Annotated in this window: 22 protein-coding genes; 3 read left to right on the top strand and 19 right to left on the bottom strand. The window is 67.3% G+C overall.

Translation table 11 applies throughout. The annotated features are described in order from the left end of the window. Positions 1–7: 7 nt before the first annotated feature. The 10 genes from KFE19_09620 to KFE19_09575 form a co-directional block, all read right to left on the bottom strand. A complete protein-coding gene (locus KFE19_09620) occupies positions 8–889 on the bottom strand; it encodes a ParB/RepB/Spo0J family partition protein (protein QUO36691.1) in 882 nt (293 codons plus the stop codon). 21 nt (positions 890–910) lie between these two features. After that, the gene (locus KFE19_09615; protein ID QUO36690.1) at positions 911–1,669 is read right to left on the bottom strand and encodes a ParA family protein; all 759 of its coding nucleotides are present in this window, start codon (positions 1,667–1,669) and stop codon (positions 911–913) included. 185 nt (positions 1,670–1,854) lie between these two features. Further along, a complete protein-coding gene (locus tag KFE19_09610) occupies positions 1,855–3,729 on the bottom strand; it encodes an alpha-glucosidase C-terminal domain-containing protein (GenBank protein ID QUO36689.1) in 1,875 nt (624 codons plus the stop codon). 15 nt (positions 3,730–3,744) lie between these two features. Further along, positions 3,745–5,955: a penicillin-binding protein A gene (locus KFE19_09605; GenBank protein QUO36688.1), complete on the bottom strand. Its 2,211-nt coding sequence runs from the start codon at positions 5,953–5,955 to the stop codon at positions 3,745–3,747. A gap of 19 nt (positions 5,956–5,974) precedes the next feature. After that, positions 5,975–6,487: a hypothetical protein gene (locus KFE19_09600; protein ID QUO36687.1), complete on the bottom strand. Its 513-nt coding sequence runs from the start codon at positions 6,485–6,487 to the stop codon at positions 5,975–5,977. A gap of 34 nt (positions 6,488–6,521) precedes the next feature. Continuing rightward, on the bottom strand, positions 6,522–7,367 hold the full coding sequence (mreC, locus tag KFE19_09595; GenBank protein ID QUO36686.1) for a rod shape-determining protein MreC: 846 nt from the start codon (positions 7,365–7,367) through the stop codon (positions 6,522–6,524). A gap of 30 nt (positions 7,368–7,397) precedes the next feature. Further along, entirely contained in the window at positions 7,398–7,970 is a 573-nt protein-coding gene (maf, locus tag KFE19_09590) for a septum formation protein Maf (GenBank protein ID QUO36685.1), read from the bottom strand. Between the two features lie 8 nt (positions 7,971–7,978). Beyond that, on the bottom strand, positions 7,979–8,410 hold the full coding sequence (locus KFE19_09585; protein QUO36684.1) for a dUTP diphosphatase: 432 nt from the start codon (positions 8,408–8,410) through the stop codon (positions 7,979–7,981). An 81-nt stretch (positions 8,411–8,491) separates the two neighbouring features. Next, positions 8,492–10,546, bottom strand: coding sequence for a U32 family peptidase (locus KFE19_09580; GenBank protein ID QUO36683.1), 2,055 nt, complete (start codon positions 10,544–10,546; stop codon positions 8,492–8,494). Continuing rightward, a complete protein-coding gene (locus KFE19_09575; protein ID QUO36682.1) occupies positions 10,543–10,875 on the bottom strand; it encodes a cell division protein ZapA in 333 nt (110 codons plus the stop codon). The genes KFE19_09580 and KFE19_09575 overlap by 4 nt, the downstream gene beginning before the upstream one ends. 262 nt (positions 10,876–11,137) lie before the next feature. Between KFE19_09575 and KFE19_09570 the strand changes: the two genes are divergently transcribed. Both KFE19_09570 and KFE19_09565 read left to right on the top strand, forming a co-directional pair. Continuing rightward, positions 11,138–12,064 (top strand): DnaD domain protein, encoded by a 927-nt coding sequence (locus KFE19_09570; GenBank protein ID QUO36681.1) that lies wholly within the window; start codon positions 11,138–11,140, stop codon positions 12,062–12,064. 4 nt (positions 12,065–12,068) lie between these two features. Then, the gene (locus KFE19_09565; protein QUO36680.1) at positions 12,069–13,064 is read left to right on the top strand and encodes an ATP-binding protein; all 996 of its coding nucleotides are present in this window, start codon (positions 12,069–12,071) and stop codon (positions 13,062–13,064) included. 42 nt (positions 13,065–13,106) lie between these two features. Here KFE19_09565 and KFE19_09560 read toward each other — a convergent pair whose 3' ends face one another. The 9 genes from KFE19_09560 to mnmE all read right to left on the bottom strand — a co-directional run bounded on the left by KFE19_09560 (position 13,107) and on the right by mnmE (position 22,349). Then, complete coding sequence (locus KFE19_09560) at positions 13,107–13,553, bottom strand: GNAT family N-acetyltransferase (protein QUO36679.1); 447 nt, start codon at positions 13,551–13,553, stop codon at positions 13,107–13,109. Positions 13,554–13,614: 61 nt separating this feature from the next. Beyond that, complete coding sequence (locus KFE19_09555) at positions 13,615–14,256, bottom strand: TVP38/TMEM64 family protein (GenBank protein ID QUO36678.1); 642 nt, start codon at positions 14,254–14,256, stop codon at positions 13,615–13,617. Positions 14,257–14,387: 131 nt separating this feature from the next. Then, positions 14,388–16,220, bottom strand: coding sequence for a VanW family protein (locus tag KFE19_09550; protein QUO36677.1), 1,833 nt, complete (start codon positions 16,218–16,220; stop codon positions 14,388–14,390). Positions 16,221–16,337: 117 nt separating this feature from the next. Then, a complete protein-coding gene (locus KFE19_09545; protein QUO36676.1) occupies positions 16,338–17,135 on the bottom strand; it encodes a ParB/RepB/Spo0J family partition protein in 798 nt (265 codons plus the stop codon). Between the two features lie 132 nt (positions 17,136–17,267). Then, the gene (locus tag KFE19_09540) at positions 17,268–18,266 is read right to left on the bottom strand and encodes a bile acid:sodium symporter family protein (GenBank protein ID QUO36675.1); all 999 of its coding nucleotides are present in this window, start codon (positions 18,264–18,266) and stop codon (positions 17,268–17,270) included. A 39-nt stretch (positions 18,267–18,305) separates the two neighbouring features. After that, on the bottom strand, positions 18,306–19,280 hold the full coding sequence (gene prmA, locus KFE19_09535; protein ID QUO36674.1) for a 50S ribosomal protein L11 methyltransferase: 975 nt from the start codon (positions 19,278–19,280) through the stop codon (positions 18,306–18,308). Between the two features lie 97 nt (positions 19,281–19,377). Further along, positions 19,378–20,250: a DegV family protein gene (locus KFE19_09530; protein ID QUO36673.1), complete on the bottom strand. Its 873-nt coding sequence runs from the start codon at positions 20,248–20,250 to the stop codon at positions 19,378–19,380. 3 nt (positions 20,251–20,253) lie between these two features. Continuing rightward, positions 20,254–20,826, bottom strand: a complete 573-nt coding sequence (locus KFE19_09525) for a DUF1836 domain-containing protein (protein ID QUO36672.1) — start codon at positions 20,824–20,826, stop codon at positions 20,254–20,256. A 152-nt stretch (positions 20,827–20,978) separates the two neighbouring features. Further along, entirely contained in the window at positions 20,979–22,349 is a 1,371-nt protein-coding gene (mnmE, locus tag KFE19_09520; GenBank protein ID QUO36671.1) for a tRNA uridine-5-carboxymethylaminomethyl(34) synthesis GTPase MnmE, read from the bottom strand. 274 nt (positions 22,350–22,623) lie between these two features. On the opposite strand from mnmE, the gene KFE19_09515 reads away from it, so the two are divergent. Continuing rightward, positions 22,624–23,679, top strand: a complete 1,056-nt coding sequence (locus KFE19_09515; protein QUO36670.1) for an S-layer homology domain-containing protein — start codon at positions 22,624–22,626, stop codon at positions 23,677–23,679. Positions 23,680–23,825 lie beyond the last annotated feature (146 nt).

Raw genomic sequence — 23,825 nt, 5'->3', positions numbered from 1 at the left:
GTTCCTTTCAGGGGTTGGAGTTCCGCTTCTTCATCCGCAGGAGAGCCAAGGCCTCCAGCAGATCGTTCAGGTCGTCCATCCCGTAGTATTCCAGCTCAATACGGCCCTTTTTCCGGCCGGTGACGATCCGGACGCCCCGGCCCAGCCGGGAGCTCAGGTCCTTCTGGGCCTCGGCGGTGTAGTCCGGGCCATCCGGAGCCGGTTTCGGCTCCTTTTTCTCAGCGGACAGGCGCTTGACCAGGGCCTCGGTCTGCCGCACGGACAGCCCGCCGCTGACCACTGCCTCCGCGGCCCGCTCCTGAAGAGCAGGGGAGAGGGGCACCAGGGCCCGGGCGTGGCCGGCGGAGAGCTTGCCCTCCTCCACCAGCTTGGCCACCGGCGCGCTCAGAGACAGCAGCCGCAGGGCGTTGGCCACGGCGCTGCGGGACTTGCCCACCTGGGCGGCGGCCTCCTCCTGGGTCATGTGATAGGTGTCGATCAGCACCTGGAAGCCGGCGGCCTCCTCCATGGGGTTCAGGTCCTCCCGCTGGAGGTTCTCGATCATGGCCAGCTCGGCGGCCTTGCGGTCGTCGGCCTCCACCACCACCACGGGCACCTCCCGCAGGCCGGCCAGTCTTGCGGCCCGCCAGCGGCGCTCGCCGGCGATGATCTGATAGTAGCCGGAGGCCAGCTTCCGGACGGTCAGGGGCTGGATGATGCCGTGGAGGCGGATGGACTCCGCCAGCTCCGCCAGGGCGGCCTCGTCAAAATACTTCCGGGGCTGGGCGGAATAACTCTCCACCTGGGAGATGTCCACATACAGACTGCCGGCGGCCTCGCTTTTCAGCGCCTCGTCGCCCAGCAGCGCGCCCAGGCCGCGGCCCAGGCCGGAGGGTTTTTTGGATGCCATACGCACCCTCCTTTCCAAAGATCAGCCCTTTTGCCGCTTCAAAAATTCCGCGGCAAAGGCGGTGTACGCCTCGGCGCCCCGGGAGGAGCGGTCGTAGGCGGTGATGGGTTTTCCGTGGCTGGGGGCCTCGCTGAGACGGACGTTCCGGGGGATCACCGTGGCGTAGACCTTGCCGGGGAAGTAGTGCTTGACCTCCTCCGCCACCTGCAGCGCCAGATTGGTGCGGCCGTCAAACATGGTCAGCAGCACGCCCTCCAGCTCCAGCTTGGGGTTGAGGGAGCGGCGCACGATGCGCACCGTGTTCATCAGGTCGCTGAGGCCCTCCAGGGCGTAGTATTCCCCCTGAACCGGCACTAAAATCGCGTCAGCGGCGCAAAGCGCGTTCAGCGTCAGCAGCTCCAGGGAGGGCGGGCAGTCAATGAGGATGAAATCATAGTCCTCACGCAGCTGGTCCAGGGCATCCCGCAGCAAAAACTCCCGCTTGTCCATGCCGATCAGCTCAATTCCGGCGCCGGCCAGGGCCTTGTTGGAAGGAAGCACATCCCCGAAACGGGTGCGCGCCACAGCCTCCCGGGCCTGGATCTCGCCGATGAGGACCTGATAGACACCCTTGGAAACGGTTTTGTCCACGCCCATGCCGGAGGTGGAGTTGGCCTGGGGATCAAAGTCGCACAGCAGCACCTTCTGCCCGGCTTCCGTCAAGGTGGCGGCCAGGTTCACGCAGGTGGTAGTCTTGCCGACGCCGCCCTTTTGATTGACGATTGCAATGGTTTTTGCCAAAGGGACACCTACTTTCTCAAATCCTTGCGTTCAATGCATTATTATATCAAGGTGTATCGACACTTGCAAGGGCAAATCAAAAAAACACGAAGGCCGTCACCAGGGTGTTTCACGTGAAACATGCTGCCGAAGAACAAACAAACGCCCCGGATGTTTCACGTGAAACATCCGGGGCAGAGAGGCGATCAGCTCAGCAGCAGCCCCGTCCGGGGCGGCAGGGTCAGGGTCAGCAGCCCGTCTCCGGCGGGATAGATCCGGCCGGTCAAAAGATCTCTGGGCGGCGCCCAGTGCCAGGGCAGGGTCAGCGTCCGGGTCTCGGCTCCGGCGTTGACCACCGTCACTGCCCGCTCCGACTCCGTCTCCCGGGCGAAGGCCAGCAGGGGTCCGGAGGCGGACAGCCACCGGAACCGGCCCCGGGACAGGGAGGGGCGGGTCTGGCGCAGGCGGCTGAGCCGGGCAAAGCGCTCCAGCAGGTCCCGGCGTTCGCTGCCCCAGGGGTAGCCGCCCCGGTTGAAGGGATCCTCAAAGCCCTCCATGCCGGCCTCGTCGCCGTAGTAGATCATGGGAGCGCCGGGGAAGGAGAACAGCATCAGCACCGCCAGCCGCAGCAGGGCCTCGCCACGCTCCCGCTCGGCGGGGGAGAGGCAGTAGGCTGCCCGCTCCTCCTTGGTCTGGGGCACATGGTCGGCGCCCAGCACCGTCAGGATGCGGGGGGTGTCGTGGGTGCCCAGGAAGTTCAGAGCGGAGTAGAAAGCAGAGGGGGGATAGTTCTCCCGGATGGTCTCCATGGCCTCCTGGAAGGCGGCGGCGTTCCCGCCCTGGAGATAGGCCAGCAGGGCGGTGCGGAAGGGGTAGTTCATGACGCCGTGGAGCTCCTGGCCCAGGAGATACCGGCGGCGCTGGGAGTAGGCGATCTTGTTGCTGGCGTCCTCCCAGACCTCGCCCAGCAGGAAGCTGCCGGGCTTGGTATCCTCCATGGCCTCCCGGATCTTCTCAATGAACCAGTCGGGCAGCTCGTCGGCCACGTCCAGCCGCCAGCCGTCCACGCCGCAGCGCAGCCAGCGGCGGATGATGGAGTTGGGAGCGCCGATGATGTAGTCCACATAGCCGGGGTTCTCCTCCCGGACCGCCGGAAGGGTGCGGATGCCCCACCAGGAGTCGTAGTCCTCCGGCCAGGGGTGAAAGGAGTACCAGCCGAAGTAGGGGGACTCCCGGCTCTGGGCCGCGCCCAGGGAGGGGTAGAAGCCATCGGCGTTAAAGTAGATGCTCTGGGAGCCGGTGTGGTTGAACACGCCGTCCAGGATCACCCGCATCCCCCTGGCGTGGGCCGCGTCGCACAGGTCCCGCAGGTCCTGCTCCGTGCCCAGCATGGGGTCGATGCGGGTGTAGTCGGCGGTGTTGTAGCGGTGGTTGGAGGCGGACTCAAAGATGGGGTTCAAATACAGCGTGGTCACGCCCAGGTCCGCCAGATACGGCAGCTTGGAGGTGATGCCCCGGAGAGAGCCGCCGAAGAAGTCCCGGTTGCGGATCTCCCCGTCCGGGTCCGGCCGCCACTCCGGCGTGTCGGACCACTCCTGATGGACCCAGCGGCTGCCCACCAGGCCCGCCGGGTCCGCCTTGTCCGACGGCAGGCGGCAGAAACGGTCTGGAAAAATTTGGTATACAACGCCGCTGCCGAACCACCCTGGTGTGCGGCTCTCCCGGTAGACCGTCAGCTGCCAGGGATGGACCTGCCCGTCGCTGCGGTAGCCGGTTTTGTCCAGGTCGCAGCCGGAGCCGTCGTCCCGCCAGAAGCGGAAGTGGTACCACACCAGCTCCGGCTCCGCCGGGGCGGTGAAGTTCAGGGAGAAGCGGATCCGCTCTCCGTCCACGCCGTCCTGGTAGAGCTCCCGCTCCTCCTGCTGGCCGGAGAACTCCCGGCGCATCACCAGGGCGCAGTGGGTAAAGCCCTCGGAGGCCAGGGGACGGCAGTGCAGAGATACGGTGGTCCCGCAGACGGCGGCGCCGAAGGGCGACTTACACAGGCCGTAGCGGGGGTCAAAGACAAAGGGTTCGCTCATGGGAGGCGATCCTCCTTACTCAAGCAGTTGGTGTTCGCCGATCACGGCGGTGCCGACCTCGTCGGCGGTGAAATAGGCGTTCAGGATCTCCACGGCGGTGGAGGCCAGGTTGGCGCCGGCGGAGCCGTGCTCGATGGCGATGGACACCACGATCTCCGGGTCGTCATAGGGGGCGAAGCACACGAACACGCCGTTGTTGGTCTGGTCGCCGCCCAGCTGGGCGGTGCCGGTCTTGGCGCCGGCGGTGACTACGCACTGGGTGAAATAGGTGTACAGCTGGCCGCCCGGCTGGGTGTAGCCCAGCATGCCCTCCTTCGCGGCCTCCAGGGTGGAATCCGCCATTTTCACAGTGTTCAGGGCCTCGGTGTTGCCGGTGGCCAGGACCTGGGAGTTGTCATAGGACTTGACGGCCTTCAGGAGGTGCGCCTCGCAGTGCTTGCCGCCGGAGACCAGCGTGGCCACATAGTTGGCCAGCTGCAGCGGGGTGTACTCCTGGTTGGCCTGGCCGTAGGCGGCCCAGGGAGCCAGGTTCTGGCCCGGCGGGTTTTCAGGCAGGGTGCCGGCGGCGTCGCCGATCTCGATGCCCGTGGGGGAGCCCAGGCCGAAAGCCGACAGGTACTCCACGAAGGTATCCATGCCCATGCGGTAGCCCATCTCGGCGAAGAAGTAGTTGCAGGAGTTGGTGATGGCGCCGGTGACGTTCAGCAGGCCGTGGCCGCTGGTTTTCCAGCAGTTGGTGTAGCTGTTGGGGTCGCCGGGATAGTACCAGCGGCCCGTATCCCGGATCTTCTCCGTCAGGGTGGTGGCGCCGGACTCCAGCGCGGCCACGGCGGTCAGGGGCTTGAGGGTGGAGCCGGGGGCATAGGGGGTGCTGGTGGCCCGGTTCCAGAAGGGGTTGGCCTTGTCCGCCGACAGCTGGGCGTACACATCGCTGCGGCGCCAGGTGGACAGGTCATAGGTGGGATAGGAGGCGATGGCCAGGATCTCCCCGGTGCCCACCTGCTCCACCACGGCGGCGCCGCCCCGGGTCTCGTCCGGGTCCTGCTGATTCATCCGGGTGATGGTGGCCGCCAGGGCATCCTCCACGGTCTTTTGCAGATCCAGGTCGATGGTCAGCTCCACGGTGTTGCCGGGCTCCGGCTCCTTGGAGTAGTACTCACCGGTGATCTTGCCGTCGGCGTTGGTGGAGACGATGCGCACGCCGTCCCGGCCCCGGAGATATTCCTCAAAGGCGGCCTCCACGCCGGTGCGGCCGATCTTGTCGTCGGAGTTGTAGCCCTTCTCCCGCAGGGCTTCCATGTCGTCGCCGGACTGAATGCCGGTGGTATACCCCAGGATATGGGCGGCGTAGGCGGTCTGATACTCCCGGACGCTGGAGGCGCTGACCTTGGCGCCGGCGAAATTGCCGTCACTGAGCATGGAGACAAAGGCGGTGTCGATGTCCTCCGCCATCACGTAGGAGGGGATGTTGTCGATCAGGGACCGCAGCTTCAGCTCGTACCGGACCCCCAGCACCAGCCGGGCCTCGTTGAGGGAGTAGATGGCAGGCAGTTCAAAGCTGGCCCGCATGAGCTCCACCAGCTTGTGGGCGGAGATGCCGATGGCCGTCAGCAGCTCCTCCGTCAGGGCGGAGGAGGGCAGCTTTTCCGCCAGCTTCGCCCCCTTCTGCTGGTCCGTGAGGGTGGCGTCGGCCAGGATCTCATCGGCGGCGTTGGTGACGGTGCCGTCCTCATCCGTCTGCTCCAGCAGCCCGGAGTGCTGGAGCAGATAGGACCCCAGGGGCTCCGCCACATCGTCCAGGCTGAGGAGATACGTGAGAAAACGGCCTCGCTGGATGGAGTCCAATCCCTCCAGCGTGTAGGAAAAGGGAGCGGTCTGGGAGATGGGCAGGTTGTCCACCCAGGTGACCTCCTGCTTCTGACACAGCCGCACCAGGCGCAAAATGGCCTCGTTGACATCCTCGCCGGATTTCAGCAGCGAGGTGCTGAAGGTGAGGCTGTATGTGGACCGGTTGGAGACCAGCACCTGGCCGTTCCGGTCCGTGACGATGCCCCGGGAGGCCTCTACGGTCTCCGGCTGGGTAATGGTGCGGATGGACTGGGCCAGGTAGTCCTCGTGGTCGTTGACCTGGGTGTCGTACAGTACCCCCAGATAGATCAGAAGGACCAGCAGCACGAAGCCGCCCAGGATGTACAGCCGCAGATTTGGAAATTCTCGTCGCTCCATGGAAACTCCTTTTCAGGGATCAGTCGTATAGATGGACCCGGCGGTGGACGGCGGAGAACAGCGGCACCGCCAGCAGCAAAAAGGGTGCGGTGGCCGCGAACTCCCGGACCATCACCCACAGGCCCGCCCCCCAGGCGGGCTTGCTGGCGGCCCACAGCAGCAGGCAGCGGAACAGATCCGTCAGCAAAAAGCCCGCGGCGGCGGACACCAGGGCGCACAGCCACCCGGCCTTCAGCAGGCTCTTGGAGATCAGGGCGCCGCTGAGGGCCGCCAGGGGAAACACCAGGGTATACAGACAGGGGATGGGGCCCGGCAAAAGCAGGTCGCACACCACGCCCAGCCCCAGGCCGAAGATGGAGCTGGGCACCGGGTTTTCATAGTTGCCCAGCACCGCCGCCAGAGCGGGGTACAAAAAGGGGATCACGCCCCAGAGGGTGATGCGCTGCAGCAGGGACCCCTGCAGCAGCAAAAGCAGCACGGTGGCCCCGGCGTACAGGGACCACTTGAAGATGATCTCATTTCGGGCCAGCACGGCGGGACCTCCTCTCCAAAAAGCCGCATCGGCCTCAGGGCACGATGTCGAAGGATTTGATGATGAACACCTGGTTCAGGCTGTCAAAGTCCACCTTGGGGACCAGGACGGCATAGGAGGTGGCGCCGGAGTCGTCCACCTGGACCTCCTCCACGGTGCCGATCACCAGGCCGGAGGGCAGATACTCGCCCAGGCCCGAGGTCTCCACCAGGTCGCCGGCCAGCAGCTGGCAGTCGGCGGGCAGGACGCCCAGCCGCAGGCGGCCCTGGCGCATCAGGGCGAAGTCGCCCTCCGCCAGACCCAGGTCCTTGGTCCGGAACACCTGGGCGCCGATGGAGGTGTCCGTGTCCACGATGGTCAGGACCCGGCACCAGTTGTATCCGGCCTTATCCACCAGGCCCACCAGGGCGCCGGTGGCGTCCATGACGCAGTCGCCCACCTCCACGCCGTTGGCGGTGCCCTTGTTCAGCGTCAGGGAGGAGGTCCAGTTGGTGACCTCGTGTTCGATCACGTAGGCGGACTCCATGTCGCTGGTCAGGTCCCGGTGGGCCTGCTGCAGGTTCAGCAGATCCCGGTAGTTGGCGTTTTCCTCCTCCAGCTTCTCCGACCGGCGGACGGCCTCCTCCATCTCGGCGATCTGCTGTTTCAGCGCCGCGTTTTCCTCCTCCAGGGCCGTGTAGTCCTCATAGTACTTCTGCTTGTCGCTGATCCAGTCCGCCACCGCCGTGTAGGCGGCCCGGAAGGGGGAGGCGATGATCCCCGCCAGGTTGGTCAGGGGCGCCGAGTTGGCGGAGAAAAAGGACATGCAGGCCAGGGCCACGGCGATGACTGCCGCGGCAAAGAGGACCCACAGGCCGTGTTCTTTCAGAAAGTTTTTCAAAGGGGACCCCTCCCGACTGTCAATTCACGCTCATACCAGCAGATGCACGCCGAAACGGCTCAGCATCCGGCTCAGCCGCAGCACCGGCAGGCCCATCACGTTGAAGTAGTCGCCGCGGATCCCTTCCACCAGCAGCGCGCCCACGCCCTGGATGCCGTAAGCGCCGGCCTTGTCCATGGGCTCGCCGGTGGCGATGTAGGCCAGGAGCTCCTCCCGGCTCACCGGGCGGAAGTATACCTCCGTGGTCTCAGCCTCGGTCTCCATGCGGCTGCCCAGGCGGACGGTGACGCCGGTGCAGACCGTGTGGTGGCGGCCCTGGAGGGCCGTCAGCATGGCCAGGGCCTCCGATTCGTCCGCGGGCTTGCCCAGCTTCTGCCCGTCCAGAAACACCATGGTGTCGGCGGTGATGACAATTTCATCCTCCGCGGCGTCCACGGCCTGGGACTTCTCCCGGGAGATGTATTTCACCGTCTCCTGGGGGCTCAGCCCCTCGGGAAAGGCCTCCTCCACGTTCGGCACCCGGACGGTGAAGTCCGTGAGGCCGATGCGCCGCAGCAGCTCCTGCCGCCGGGGGGAGGCGGAGGCCAGTACGATCCTTGCCATGGCGCGCCTCACTTTCCCGTGGAGCCGAAGCCGCCCCGGTCCGGCCCCTCCAGCCGCTCCACCCGCACGAAGCGCAGGGGCGGCTGGTTTTTCACGATGCGGAACTGGCAGATCCGGGCGTTTTTCTCGATGGTCACGTCCCGGGTGGCGTAGGCGGGCATCCGCCACTGGTCGCCGTCGCCCCGGTAGGTGTAGTCCACCACGCCCATGGAGTTGGTCTGCAAAAGCCCGTAGTTTTTGAAGGTGGAGCTGCGGGGGACGATGTGGGCCTCATACCCCTCCGGCAGCGCGATGGCTACCCCCAGGGGGATCAGCCGGAACTCCCCGGCCTTCATGGTCACGTCCTCCGCCGCGTGGAGGTCGATCCAGTCGGATTTGCCGTCCACGTAGCACAGCTCGTCGATATCGTCCACAAAGTATTTTACCTTGATCTCTTCCATATGAAACTCCAAAAGTAAATACAATTCGTAGAATTTAAATGATATATTACGGATAGGAGCGGATTTTCTCCGCCGGAGCCCTCATTCCACACCCCGCTCGTAGAGGCCCCGGGTAAAAGTCCCCTCCGGCGCGGCGCCGGTCAGGTAGTCCCGGAACACCCGGACGCACTCCGCCGCCGTCTCGGTGGTGAAGCGCAGGCGGGCGTGGGCCAGGCCCAGGCGGCGCCAGTCGGTCCGGTCCGCCAGCCACAGCGGGCGGCTGTTCTGGATCTCCGTCCGGCGGCCGAAGGCGCTAAGCAGGGGGAACTCCGCCCCGGTCCGGTCCCGCAGGGCCGTGACGCCTCCGGCGGTGAGGTCGTGCTCCGTGATCATCAGGGGCAGGCGGCCGTAGACGATGGCCTCCGCCGGCAGGCACTTGGCGAGATCCCGGATCTGGGAAAAGCGCAGCTCAAAGGACACGCAGGCGCCCTGCAGCCCCTTGCGGCGGAGATACTCCAGGGAGCGGCTGTTGAACACGTTGAGGCCGAAGTCGCCGTACCGGGTCAGGCCCAGCCCCTCGGTCAGGGGCACATGGCCGATGTTGCCCAGCAGCGCACCGGTGACGCCCAGCTCTCCGGCCCGCTCCAGCCAGGACCGGAGCGTCTCCTCGTCCCGGTCCCGCCACACCCGGGGCAGCGCGGCGCACCACTCCGTCCGGCCCGCCGGCAGGGCGTCCATGTCCGCCAGAACCTCCAGGGGCACATACACCCGGGCGGGGCCCAGGGAGAGAAGGTCCTCCGTCAGCTGGTCCCGCCGGGCCACCGACACGGTCAGCGCCGGTTCGGCGGCGGAGCAGGTGTCCTCCGGCGCCGGGGGCTGGGGCAGCAGGCGGCGCGCAGGCGGCGCGGTCCGGGCCTCCGTCAGGGCCGCCAGGGCGTCGCGGCGCAGGCCGTTGACGGCGCTGGCGGAGAGGGACAGGCCCTCGTCCACCGCCGTCACCACCGTTTCGCAGCGGTAGGCGGTGCCGCCGGTCTTGCGCAGGCGGGCCTCCAGGTCCGCGCCGGTGAGGGCGCGGGTCCGGGCGGCCTCCGGCACGGGACCGGTGACGGTGACGGCGTGGCCGTCCCGGTCGGCGGCGGTCAGGGTACAGGGGACTCCGGCGGCGACGGTGCAGGACAGGTCCACGCCCACGGTCCGCATGTCGCCCTTCTCATAGGCGGCCTTGGCCGCCTCGAACAGCTCTCTGGGGTCCGCGGCCCCGGCGGGCCGGGTGCCGAACATGTCCTTTCCGGTATGGCCCTGCCAGTACCCGTCGGTGAAGCCGGAGCGGGAGAAGGCCGCCTCCAGCTCCGCCGCCTCGGCGGCGGTGGGGCCCCGGCCCTCCGCGAGCAGCCGGTCATAGATCCGCGTCACCACGGCCACGTACTCCGGCCGCTTCATGCGGCCCTCCAGCTTCAAACAGGAAACGCCCATCTCCGCGGCCTCCTCCAGGGAGGCGGCCATGCAGTTGTCCTTCAGGCTCAGGGGGTAGGGATTGCCCTTTTTCCCGCCCACCGCCGCGTAGGGCAGGCGGCAGGGCTGGGCGCAGCGGCCCCGGTTGCCCGAGCGGCCGCCGATCAGGGCGCTCATCTCGCACTGGCCGGAGTAGCACATGCAAAGGGCCCCGTGGGCAAAAATCTCGATCTCCGCCGGGCAGGCGGCGCAGATGGCGGCGGTGTCCGCCGCGGAGCACTCCCGGGCCAGCACCACCCGCTCGCACCCGTCCGCCGCCAGGAGCTTTGCGGCCCCGGCGGTGAAGGCGCTCATCTGGGTGCTGGCGTGGACCGGCAGGTCCGGCAGCATCTGCCGCAGCAGCAAGAAAAGCCCCCAGTCCTGGACCAGCACGGCGTCCACGCCCAGGCGGGCGGCGGCCGCGGCGGTGTCCAGGGCCCGGGGCAGCTCCCGGTCCGTCACCAGGGTATTGAGGGTCAAAAAGACCCGCACGCCCCGCTCGTGACAGTAGAGCAGGGCGTCGGCAAATTCGGCGTCCGAAAAATTCTTGGCGCCCTGGCGGGCGTTGAAGGTCCCCCAGCCCAGGTACACCGCGTCGGCCCCGTTCTGCACGGCGGCGCGCAGGGCCTCCGGCGAGCCGGCGGGGGAGAGCAGCTCCGGCCTCATCCCTTGTTCCGGTTGTCCAGCCGCTGCTGCAGGCGGAAGATCTCCCGCTTGAGTTCGCTGACCTCGCTCTGGGCCTTGGAGGCCTCGTCCAGATAGCCCTTGATCTGGCTGCGCAGCTGCTCCGCCGCGGCCTGGGCCTTGAACAGCTCGTCGGCGATATTGGCGGCGGTGAGGACGGCGGCGTCGGTGCGGCCCACCTTGGTGCCGCTGAGGACCTCATTCATCTTGTCGCCCACATAGGCGCCCACCCGCTGCATATAGGAGGCGGACTCCTCCGCAATGAAGGTGTATTCCTCGCCGCAGATATTGACGACTACCCGATTGGCCATAACAGGGCCCCCTCTTTCGTGTGATTTGACGGCCGGAGCAAAGCGTGCCGGCCCGGATCCCGGCCCATGGCCATAAGATCGCTCTCAGTATACCATACCATGGGCGAAAGCGCCAGAAAAAACCCCGGAATTTGAAAAAAATTCACAGCCCCGGTGGGATTTTCCCCCTTGGCGGGAAAGGCCGCAGGAAAAAAGGGGGACTTGTTCTGCCGGGGAATTTCGTGTAGAATAGGGAGGACTTGAGACGAGGGGAGGCGGGACCATGGCCGGATGCCTGATCGAGACCGGAGACGAGGGCGTCACCCTCTCCGGCGGGGCGGTGAAGCGCCTGCTGGAAAAGGGCGACGGCGACGCGGCGCTTTTATATCTGGCGCTGCTGCGGCGGCGGGGGGCCGTGGCGCCCCGTTCCCTGGCGGGCGAGCTGCGCTGGGACCGGGAGCGGATCGAGGCGGCGGAGGCCGCCCTGCGGCAGCTGGGCCTGGTGGCCGCCGCGGAGCCGCCGCCGGAGCCGGCGGAGGAAAAGCCCGACTACCAGCGCGCCGACGTGGCGGAGCGGCTGGAGCGCAGCGCCGAGTTCCGGGCCCTGACGGACCAGGTGGAGCGGAAGCTGGGCAAGCGGCTGACCACGCCGGACGTGGCGGTGCTGCTGGGGCTCACGGACTACCTGGGGCTTCCGGCGGACGTGGTGTACTTACTGGTCTGCCACTGCGTGGAGCGGGTCCGGCGCCGGTCCGGCGAGGGCCGCCGCCCGGGTATGAAGCAGATCGAGAAGGAGGGCTACGCCTGGGCAAGGCTTGGGATCGACACCCAGGCCGCCGCGGCGGAGTACCTGCGCAAATACGCCCAGCGCCAGGACCTGCTGCCCCGGTACATGCGGGCCCTGGGCCTGGGGGACCGGTTCCCCTCCCCGTCGGAGGAGAAGTATCTGCTCGCCTGGCAGGAGATGGGCTTCCCGCCGGAGACGGTGGCCATCGCCTGCGACAAGACGATTTTGAAGTGCCACGAGCTGAAGTGGGCCTACTGCAACGGGATTCTGCGCCGCTGGCACGAGGCGGGCCTCCACACGGAGGCGGAGATCCGGGCGGGAGACCGTCCGGCGGCCCGGCCCGGTCCGGCGGCGGCTGCCGCCGACGTCCAGGACGTGGCCTGGATGAAGAAGTACATCGATCAGCGGGACAAGGGGGTGTGAGCATATGGCCTATGACGGACGGGTCCTGCGCCGGGCCATCGCGCGGTTCGAGGAGGACCGGCAGGAGCGGGAGACCCGCTTTCAGGAGCGGCGGGAGACGATCTTCCGCCGCCAGCCCCGGCTGCGGCAGATCGACGCCGAGCTGCGCTCCACCACCAGCCGCATCATCTCCTCAGCCCTGCGGCGGGGCACGGACCCCATGCCCGCCCTGGAGGTGCTGCGGGACGAGAACCTGAGCCTCCAGGAGGAGAAGCGGGCGCTGCTGGAGAAGATGGGCCTGCCTCAGGACTGCCTGGAGAACAAGCCCGCCTGCGCCCTGTGCGGGGACAGCGGCTACCGGGGCGGCGAGATGTGCCGGTGCCTGCGCAATTACTACGCCCGGGAGCAGCAAAAGGAACTCAGCCGGATGCTGGACCTGGGCGGCCAGAGCTTTGAGAACTTCTCCCTGGACTGGTACTCCACGGAGACGCTGTATCCCCTGGGCATCTCCGCCCGGAAGAACATGGAGCGGGTGTACGGCATCTGCAGGGAGTACGCCGAGACCTTCGCCGCGCCGGGCAGCGGCAATCTGCTGCTCACCGGGCCGCCGGGCCTGGGCAAGACCTTCCTCTCCGCCGCCATGGCCCGGGAGGTCAGCGGCGACGGCTGGTCCGTGGTCTACGACACCGCCGCCCACATCTTCCAGCGGTTCGAGGACCGGAAGTTCGGCCGGGAAGAGGGGGAGGCCGAGGGAGACGTGAACCGGGTGATGACCTGCGACCTGCTGATCCTGGACGACCTGGGCACGGAGATGACCACCGCCTTCGTCCAGAGCGCCCTGTACCAGATCCTCAACACCCGCCTCATGGAGCGGCGCTCCACCATCCTCAGCACCAACCTGAAGGTCGTGGAGCTGGCCGGGCGCTACGGCGCCCAGACCGCCTCCCGGATCGAGGGGGAGTACCAGATCCTGCCCTTCTTCGGAAAGGACATCCGCATCCAGCGCAAGGAGCGGGAATAAGAAAAAGGACCTCCGTCCGCGGTTTCCGCGGACGGAGGTTTTTTACGGCTCCAGCAGCTCCATGTACAGCAGGGGATAGGGCCGGCCCTGTTCGTCCAGCGGCGTCCGCCGGACCGTCCGGAAGCCCAAATGCTCGTAAAAGCCCCGGGCCGCGATGTTCTGCTCGTTGACGGTCACCTCCCGCAGGGAGTAGGCGTCCAGGGCGTACCGGACCAGGGCGGTGCCGATCCCCCGGCCCCGGGCCTCCGGCTCCAGAAAGAGCATCTCCAGCCGCCGTCCCTCCGCCCCCAGAAAGCCCAGCGGCGTCTCCCGCTCCCAGGCGATCACCAGATGGGGCACCTGGGTCAGGGCGCCGGGCACATCGGGCCGGATGGCGGCGATCTCCGCCGGCGACAAAAAGGTGTGGCTGGCGCGGACGGACCGCTCCCACAGCTCCAGGAGCTGTTCCAGCAGGGCGCCGCTCCGGCGCCGGACTTCCAGGATCTCCATGGCGGCCTCCTTGACGGGGTTTTTCCCAGGATACCACGGCACGGCGGGCCGCGCAAGGGTCTCAGCGCCGCCGCAGCCGCCAGAGGGCAAGGGCCAGGGCCGTCAGGCCGCCGCCCACGGCCAGGGAGATCCAGAACCGGGGGCTGCCGGGACTCCACAGGGCGGCGCCCAGCACCGTGGCCGCTGCCACCCGGGGCGCCGCCCCCAGCAGCCCGGCGGAGAGATAGGTGCCGTAGGGCACCCCCGCCGCCCCCAGCAGCAGGCTCACCAGATCCCCGGGGCTGGCGCCGCCCAGCCGCAGCAGAAAGACCGACTGCCACCGCCGACCCGGCGGCGGGCGGCACAGCGCCGCCGCCTTCGGGTACTTCCGGCCCAGGGCCTCCAGATCCCCCTGCCGCCGCCGGCCCAGGAGGAAGGGGGCCGTCTGGGCCGCCGCCGCGCCGCACAGGTTCACCGCCAATGCCGCCGGCAGGGGGAACAGCAGCCCGCCCGCCGCCGTCAGGGCCGACATGGGCACACAGAAGGTGACGCTTTTGAGCACATACAGCCCCAGCAAAAAGGCCGCCGCCAGCGCCGAGCCCTCCGGAGACCGGCGGGCGATGGCCTGGGCCGTCAACTCCCGCCGCAGGGGCCACAGCGCCGCCAAGGCCAGCACCAGCAGGGCCGGGCCCAGCCATCGCCGCCACCGGCGCTCCTTCTCCACGGCCATCCCTCCTTTTTTCGTCACACAGCCCTAGTATGCGCCGAAAAACGACCGGCATGAGCGCGCCGGATAGGAAAAGGCAGACGTGATCGTTTCACGTCTGCCTTTTGTGTATTTTCCAAAAATCGCCGTCACAGGAAGGGGGCGTCCTCCGGCAGCACGTCCGCAGGCAGGCCGCCGCTGTCCGTAGTGCCGCCGGTACTGCCGTTCTCCGGCGGCAGGATGCTGGTGCCGGGGTCGGTGACGGTGCCCGGATCAGTGGCCGTGCCGGGGTCTGTCGCGGTGCCGGGACCGGTGCTGGTGCCCGGGTCCGTGGCGGTGCCGGGGTCGGTGGCCGGGGCCTCCGGCAGGGCCGGGCCCCGGAGGATCACCTTGTTGCGGGATTTGTAGTCGCTGGTGGCCTCATAGGCGGAGGAGATCAGCGTGCCGTCGGCGGCGTACACATGGCGGTAGGTCTTGTACTTGTAGCCGGTGTAGGGCGTGGTCTTGACCTTCTCCGTGCCGGGGGCCAGGGTGGGATCGTCCTCATAGACCACTTCATAGGGGGTGGTGGAGAGGTACTCGTTGGTCACCTTGGCATAGGTCCCGTCGATATTGGTGCCCAGGATCTTCACGGTCAGGGTGCTGTTTGCATATGTCGTGACGACCTTGATGGGGTAGTCGGTGTTGTTGGTGAACTTGTAGTCCGGACCGCCCCAGGAGACGGTGGCGTCCATGCCGGCGGGGATGTAGGAGGGGATGTAGCGGTGGGCGTAGCGCTCGGTGATCTCCAGATTGGACCGCAGGCACGCCAGGTACAGCGTGGAGGAGGTCTGGCAGATGCCGCCGCCGATCTCGTCCACGGTCTCGCCCTGGACGTAGGCGGGGGCGGGCTTGTAGCCTCTTGCGGCGGTCCGCTGGCCCACGGCCTCGTTATAGGAGAAGGTCTCCCCGGCGTTGAGCACATACTCGTCGATGGTGGCGGCGGAGAGCTGCACGTTGGACTTGCGGGCGGAGGTGCCGCCCACCTTGGTCTGGGCGGTGCCCAGCACGTCCCGGAACAGCAGGTCCTTCAGCGCCTCGGCGGTGACGGTGGGCTGCTGTACCTGGGCGGGGACGGTGATGGTCTCGCCGGGCTCCGCCGCGTCCAGGGCGATCTGGGCGGCGGCCACGTCGAAGTCCGCGCCCACCTGCTCAGGGACGATGGTGTCGGTCTCGGCGTCGTAGGAGGCGTTCTTCACCTCGCCGGAGGTCTCGTCATAGATCTCCTGGACGGTCAGGATCTGGGCGGGGATGGTGGTGAAGGAGACATAGAGCTTGACGGAGGCACCGTCAAGCTGCGCCAGATACTGGCGCAGGGCGTCCTGGCTCACAGAGCGGCCGTCCCGGGGCTTGGTGATGGAGATGCTGTCCTCGCCCAGCTCGTAGGCGGCGTCCACCGCCTCCTGGTCCAGACGGTCCGCCAGATCCGACACGGCGGCTTCTATATCGCCGCTGAGGGGGAAGCCAAACCACATGCCGTCCCCCCGGACCAGGCTGCTGAGATAGGAAAAGCCCTTGACAAAAAAGGACATCCCGCGCTGGCTGTCCAGCGCCTCCTGCGCCCAGTCGGAGAAGGGAATACCGACGCTCTCACCGGCCGACTCCGGAGTAAAGCCCAGCTGGGCCAGGGTCAGGATGAGGAGCGGCTCCTCGTTCTCCGTTCCGTGCGGATCGGTGCCGTCAGGGGTCTCATAGATGGGGACCTCCCGCTCCGGCAGCTCCTGCGTCAGTTTTTCCTGGGCCTGGGCCGCAGTCAGCCCGCCCACGTCAATGCCGTTGATCTGATAACCCTGAAAAAAGGTATCCAGAGAACTGGCCCAGGCGCAAAGGCCTATGTAGGCGGCGATCAATACCGCCAGAACTGCGCCCGTTATGATCAGCGGCCCTTTGCCGCCCTTTTTCAGCCGTTTCGGCGCCATGGCCTGTGCGGTGTTCTGCTCCATGATGCCCCTCCTGTTGCCGGGAATTGAAATGCGCCTCGCCCCGGGGACGGTGCCATTGATTATGAATTTTAGCACAGTTTTTTGGGAAATGCATTACAATCCCGTAACAACTGCCCTTCAGGCCCGTTTTTCCCGCCGCTTGGGGATGCGGATGGTGAGGATGATGTCCTCCTCCGTCTCCTGCCGCTCCGTTCGGGCGTCCACGCCGGCGTCCCGGATCAGCCGCACCCCCCGGTCCACGCTGTTGAGGAACAGCCGCACGTCTTTGATGATGTAGGCCCGCCGCCCCGCGGGGGGCGTGGACTGGAGCACCTCCAGCCGCCGGTCCACGTACCGCTCCGCCTGGGCCACGTTCAGCCCCGCGGAGACGAAGTGCCGCGCGGCGGCAAGGCGCTCTTCCTCGTCCTCCAGCCGCAGCAGGCACCGGGCGTGGCGCTCGGTGAGGCCGCCCTCCGTCACGGCGGCGCGGCAGGCGGCGCTCAGGCGCAGCAGCCGCAGCTTGTTGGCCAGGGCCGAGGGGGACATCCCCAGCTGCTCCGCCGCCGCCTCCTGGGTCAGACCCGACCGGTGGAGGAAGGCGGCGATGGCCTCCGCCTCCTCCAGATAGTGCAGGTCCTGGCGCTGGAGGTTCTCCACCAGGGCCAGGGCCGCCGAGGACTGGTCGTCCGCCGTCCGCTCCAGGCAGGGCACGCGGCTCTGCTCCGCCAGCACCGCCGCCCGCAGCCGCCGCTCTCCCGCCACCAGCTCCCAGCCGCCTTCCGTCCGCCGCACCGTCAGGGGCTGGAGCACGCCGTGGGCGCGGATGGAGTCCGCCAGGCCCTCCAGCTCCGCCTGTAAAAAGGTCCGCCGGGGCTGGGCGGGATTGGGCCGGATCTCCTCCGGCGCCAGCCACAGCACCCTCTGTTCCTGCGCCATGGGATCACCTCCTGTTCATTTCCTCCATTTTACAAAGACCGTCCCAAAAAGGCAGGGGGAATCTGTCGAGAACCCCTGCGCGCAAAAAAAGGAGGCCGCCGCAGCGGCCTCCCGGGAGGCAGGGAAAAACGCTCAGATGCCCTCTCCGGCGGTCTCCAGGGAGCGGCGGTACGCCGCCTCGTCGGCCCGGCCGGGCTTGGTGGCCCGGAGGGCACGGACGATGAAGGCCGTGGTGGCCTGCAAAAACACCGGTGAGAAGGCCACGGGGAACAGCACGTCGGCGGGGAAGAAGGCCATGGCCAGCACGGCGCCGGCGCTGATGTTGCGCATCCCGCTGTTCAGGGCCACGGTCTGGACGGTGGCAAAGTCCAGCTTTAAAAGCCGCCCGGCCCAGTAGCCCAGGAAGAAGCCCAGCAGGCACAGGAAGAAGGCCGCCGCCATCACCGTCACCAGGGTGGGGGTCAGGTTCCGCAGGAAGGGGGCGCAGCCGGTGGCGTTGGCCAGAATGATCATCAGCAGGGCCAGCTTGGCGAAGGGGGCCAGCCGGGGCTTGAGGGTGCGGGCCACGGCGCCGCCGGTGGTCTGGAACAGCACCATGGCAGCCAGGGCCGGCAGGGCCACCATCACCATCAGATCGCCCATCATGCCCCAGGTGTCCAGCTCCACCACGGACCCCACCAGCAGCCGCATGGTCAGCGGCACCACCAGGGGGGACAGCAGCGTATCCAGCAGCACCACCGACAAACACAGCGCGGTGTTGCCCCGGTTCATGCCCACCCACATCAGCGAGGCCACGCCGGTGGGGATGGCGTACTCCAGCACCAGTCCCGTGGTGAACAGGGGCGCCTGGGGGAAGAGCACCGTCCCCAGGCCCAGGGTGATCAGTGGCATCACCACGTGCAGCAGGACGAAGATCACCGCCACCGGCAGGGGCCGGCGGATCTCCTGCCACAGCTCCCGGAACCCGCCGCCCAGGCTGTTGGCGAAGGTCATGAAGGCAAACAGGGCCACCGTCACCGTGTTGATCCGGGAAAAGACCTCCGGAAAGGCGATGCCCACCGCCACGCAGCACAGCACCACCGGCGCCATGTGACGGCTCACGAAGCCGTCGATCCGATACAAGGTTTCCAAAGCCACATCTCCGTTTTCATCAGAATGGGGAAGGCGTCCTCAGCGGCAGAGATAGGAGAACCACCCCTCGGCGTCCCGGGTCTCCAGGATCTCCAGCCCGGCGGCGGTCAGGGCCGCCGCCACCTCCTCCGCCCGGTCGTCGATGATGCCGGAGCAGAGGAACAGCCCGCCCGGGGCCAGAAAGAAGCGGACCATGGGCGCCAGGGCCTTGATGACGTCGGCCACGATGTTGGCCACCACGATCTGGTAGCCGCTGCCCACCCGGGCCCGGAAGGTCTCGTCGGAGAGCACGTCGCCCACCAGCACGGTGTAGGTGTCGGCGCCGATGCCGTTGAGGGCGGCGTTGTCATAGGCCACGGTCAGGCACTTGTCGTCGATGTCTGTGGCGGCAGCTTCGGCGGCCCCCAGACGCAGGGCGGCGATGGAGAGGATGCCGCTGCCGCAGCCCAGGTCCAGCACCCGCTCGCCGCCGCGGATGTGCCGCTCCAGGGCGGTCAGGCACAGCCGGGTGGTGGCGTGGCTGCCGGTGCCGAAGGTGAGGCCCGGGTCCAGGATCAGGGGCACCCGGCCCTGGGAGAGCAGCGCTTTCACCTTGGGGTCCTCCTGGAGCCACTGGGGGATCACCAGCAGCCGCTCCCCGATCTCCATGGGCTTGTAGTACTGCTTCCAGTTGTTCTCCCAGTCGGCGTCCTCCAGATCCTCCAGGGTCATCAGCAGCGTGCCGCAGTCCGTCCGCTGCTGCTTGAGGGCCTCCAGGGCGATGCGGACCTCGCCCATTTTGGCAAAGCCCGTCTCGTCCGCCGGCAGATAGAAGGTCACCCGGGACCGGCCCCGCATGGCCTTCTCCAGGTCCTCGTCCACATAGTCCCAGTACTGGCGGTTGTTCTCCAGAAAGTCCTGGAACTCCTCCTCGTCGTCGATGACCAGACCGTCGATGTCCAGGGACGAGAGCAGGGCCTCCACGGTCTCCAGGCCGCTGTGATTGGTGTCGATGTGCAGTTCCAGCCATTTCATGGCGATCTCTCCTTCTGTCCGCCGGAGCGGAAAATCGGCTCCCGCCGGGAGCGAAACAGGGCGCCTCCGCCCGGGAACGGGGGAGGCGCCGGGGATTTCAGCGCTTGGTGCCCAGGAAGAACAGCGCCAGGGTGCCGGGACCGGAGTGGTTGCCGATCACGGGGCCCACGTAATTGAGCCGGATGTCCCGGGTGCCGAAGCGGCGGGTGATCTCCCCCGCCACAAACAGGGCGTCGCCCTCGCAGTCGCCGTGGCTGATGAACACGGTCTGGCTGGCCGGGTCGATGGCGGTGGCCTCCATCTGGTCCACCAGGGCCAGCAGGGAGGACTTGCGGCCCCGGGCCTTGCTGACGGGGACCAGGTGGCCGCCGTCGTCCACGTGCATGACGGGCTTGATGGAGAGCATGGTGCCGAAGAGGGCTGTGGCGGCGCTGATGCGGCCGCCCCGCTTGAGGTGGTTGAGGTCATCCACCGTGAACCAGTGGCAGACCTTTCCCTTGGTCTCCTCGGCGAAGGCGTGGACCTCCTCCAGAGAGCGGCCCTTGCGCCGCTCCTGGGCGCACAGGTATACCAGGAGCCCCTGGCCCAGAGAGGCGCACAGGGAGTCCACCACCAGGATCTTCCGGTCGGGGAACTCCTCGGCCAGGTCCGCCGCGGCAATGGTGGCGGACTGGTAGGTGGCGGACAGGGCGGAGGAGAAGCTGATGCACAAAATGTCCTTTCCGGCGGAGAGGATCTTCCGCATCTCCGCGGCAAACTCGCCCACGCTGACGGCGGAGGTGGTGGCCAGCTGGCCGGAGCGGATCTTTGCGTAAAACTCCTGGAAGCCGATCTCCCGGCCGTCCAGCCAGTTGCGGTATACCGCGTCTCCCATGTGGAGGCTCAGAGGCAGCACGCTCAGCTCCAGCTCCTCCGCCAGAGCGGAGGTCATGTCGCAGCAGCTGTCCGTCATGATCACATAATCAGCCATGGCTCAGTCCCTCTCCTTGTCCTTTTTGGATTTCTCTTTCCCCCGGGGGGAGGCCTCCGCCTCCTGGGCCTGCTTGCGCTGGCGCAGCAGGCTCACATACCGGCTGCTGGCCACGCCGGCGGCGTAGCTCATCAGGGCGAAGTGGATGGCCGCGTCGGCCAGCTCGTCGTCCCCGGTCCGGTCCTCCATCTCGTCGGCGGCGATGTTGAGGGCCTTGTCCAGGCTGGCGCAGAAGGCGGCGTAGCCGTCGGCGATGGGCCGGTCCCCCTGGAGCTCCTCCTTGATGAGCAGGTCCATGTCCCGGGTGGACATGACCCGCTTGAGCACGCAGATGGCGGTGAGATAGGCCAGGTGGTCCCGGCCGTATTTCTTTCCGTCGGCCCGGGGCACCAGGCCGCTTTTGGTGTAGTTGTTGACCATGGCGGCGGTGAGGCCGTCGTCCTCGTCGAACCGGATCACCTGCCGGTCCATGTAGCTGAGCACCTGGTCCATATACAGGGAGAAGTCCGGCAGCTGCTCCCAGGGCACCGGCCGCTGCTTCCGCAGCCGCTCCCGCAGAACGGTCAGATCATACATGTGTCTCACTCCTTTGCCCGTCCGGCGGGGACTCGGTCAGGGGTTCACGCCGGTATGCGCACATATTTTGGCAGTTAAGAAGTATAACACAGGAATGTGATTTTGTAAACCGCGTTTTGAAAAGCTGGGAACTATTTTTGCCGAAAAATGAACTATTTCCCCACGCAGAACCGCTGGAAGATCCGGGAGACGATGGCCTCTCCGGCGGTGCGGCCGGTCAGCTCGCCCAGGGCGGAGAGGGCCTCCTCTGCGTCGGTGAGGACGGCGTCCGGCGTCATGCCGCTCTCCAGGGCCTCCGCAGCCCGGGAGATGGCCCGCCGGGCCCGAAGGGCCGCTTCCTGCTGGCGCTCGTTGGTGAGAACGGCGCCGTCGGCCCCGTCCCCGGCGGGGAAGAGGGACGCCACCGCGTCCTCCAGCAGGGAGATACCCTCCCCGGTCCGGGCGGAGAGGCGGATGGCGGCGGAAGGGCTGCCGGTGCCGTCCACCAGGGCGTCCGGCGCGGCGCCCAGGTCCAGCTTGGACAGGATCACGATGACGGGAGCCCCGCTTTTCCGGGCCAGGTCCAGCACCGCCCGGTCCTCCGCCGTCGGGGCGGCGGAGCCGTCGATCACCGCCAGGATCAGATCGGCGCTCTCCAGGGCGCGGCGGCTGCGCTCCACACCCAGCCGCTCCACGGTGTCGGCGGTGTCCCGGATGCCGGCGGTGTCGGTCAGCCGCAGCCGCACCCCGCCGCAGAGCACCGATTCCTCCACGGTGTCCCGGGTGGTGCCGGGGATATCGGTGACGAGGCAGCGCTCATACCCGGCCAGGGCATTGAGCAGGGAGCTCTTCCCGGCGTTGGGGCGGCCGATGATGGCGGTGCGGACGCCGCTTTTGAGTACCCGGCCCCGGTCGCAGGTGGCCAGCAGCCGGTCCAGGATGGCGGCGCAGTCCCGGAGGGAGGCGGCCAGTTCCGCCGGTCCCAGGTCCTGGATGTCCTCGTCAGGGTAGTCCACCACGGCGTAGAACTGGCTGGTCATGTCCAGCAGACGGTCGTAGACCGCCTCGAAATCCCGGCGCAGGCTCCCGCCCAGCTGGGCGGCGGCGTTGCGGGCGGCGGCAGCGGTCTCCGATTCGATCAGGTCTGCCACGGCCTCCGCCTCGGTCAGGTCCAGGCGGCCGTTGAGGAAGGCCCGCTTGGTGAATTCTCCGGGCCCGGCCTGCCGGGCGCCGGCGGCGAACAGGGCGGAGAGCACCTCCCGCAGCACCACCGGTGAGCCGTGGCAGTGGAACTCGGCGCTGTCCTCGCCGGTGTAGCTGTGGGGGCCGGGAAAGCGGACCGCAAGACCGCGGTCGATGCACCGGCCCTGCCGGTCCAGCAAGCTCCCGTAGGTCATCTTCCGGGGCTCCAGAGCGGCAAAGGACTGCCCGAGCGCCGGTGTGAACACGGCGGCGCACAGATCAAAACACCCCTGGCCCGACACCCGCACCACCCCGATGGCGGTGGGAGCGGCGCCGGTGGCGATGGCGGCAATGACGTCCATGGAATCAAGTCCTTTCAGTGTGCATCCGCAGGATGCGGACATACAGATGTTGGAAAAAGCGGGGGGAGAAATATGCGGCGGCTTTGAAAGTAAGGCTTGCGTTTTTCCACCGCGTCCGCTAAAATCGACCCTAAGATACCGGTGGGCCGGCCCACTGTTCCTCATTATAGAAGGAGCGGGGGTCCATTGCAAGCCCGGCGGGAAACAGGGACACTCCCGACGGCCTCGCCGGCCGGCGGCTGGTCATATTTTCAATACAAAAGGAGACTGGACCATGAAAAAGCGTATTGCATCCCTGTTACTGGCTCTGGTGTTGTGCCTGGGGCTGACGGTGTCTGCGGCCGCTGCCGAGGAGCAGAAGATCACCGTGGGCGACAAGACCTATGGCGCCCTGTTGGAGGCGATCATGTCCGAGACCAAGGCTGACTCCGTCACCGCCCGTCTGGACAGCGACGTGACCCTCACTGCCGCCGTGGTGATCGGCTCCAGTGATTATAACGGACAGTTCAAGGAGCCCATGACCGTCACCGCCAAGAACGTCACCATCGATCTCAACGGCCACACCCTGACCGCAGCCAAGGACTGCGCCGTCTTTGAGGTCCAGAAGGACTACACCCTGACCATCGTGGATGGCTCCGAGGCCAAGACCGGCAAGCTGGACTGCGGCGCGGAAGAGGCCGTGGTGGTGGCTGAGGGCGCCACCTACAACGCCCTGCCCGCCGCTGAGGAAAAGCCCGCTGAGGAGAAGCCTGCCGAGGAGAAGCCCGCCGCGAACCCCTTCACCGACGTGGCGGAGACCGCCTACTATTATGAGGCCGTGCTGTGGGCCGTGGAAAACAACATCACCACCGGCAAGACGGAGACCACCTTCGTTCCCGGCGAGACCTGCACCACGGCGCACATCCTGACCTTCCTGTGGCGTGCCAACGGCTCTCCCGAGCCCACGATCACCGAGAACCCCTTTACCGACGTGAAGGAGACCGACTATTTCTACAAGGCCGCCCTGTGGGCCGCTGAGAAGGAGCTGGTGTCCGGCAATGTGTTCACTCCCTCCGCCCCCTGCACCCGCGGCCAGACCATGCTGTACCTGTATCTGCTGGCCGGCTCTCCGGACGCTGAGCTGAGCACCTTCACCGATGTGCCCGCCGATTCCGTCTATTCCAAGGCCATCTCCTGGGCCGTGACCCAGGGCATCACCACCGGCAAGACGGAGACCACCTTTGCCCCTGACGAGATCTGCACCCGCGGTCACATCGTGACCTTCCTGTATCGCGCCGACAAGGCCGCCACCGAGGCGGCTTCCGCCACTGCGACGGAGACCCCCGCGTAAGAACCCCTCTCCCGGAAACCAACAGGAGGCCGCCCGAACGGGCGGCCTCCGTTTTCTCAGACAGCCCGAGGCCGGGGGCTCCAATGCGCCGGAAAGGCGTCCGGTGCCTTCGGGAAAGGGGCCGGCAGAGACAAAAAAGGACCGGA

The sequence above is a fragment of the Dysosmobacter sp. Marseille-Q4140 genome (assembly GCA_018228705.1).
Taxonomy (GTDB): Bacteria; Bacillota; Clostridia; order Oscillospirales; family Oscillospiraceae; genus Oscillibacter.
Note: the sequence above shows the minus strand (reverse complement) of the source record. Positions and strands in the feature narration are given on the sequence as shown.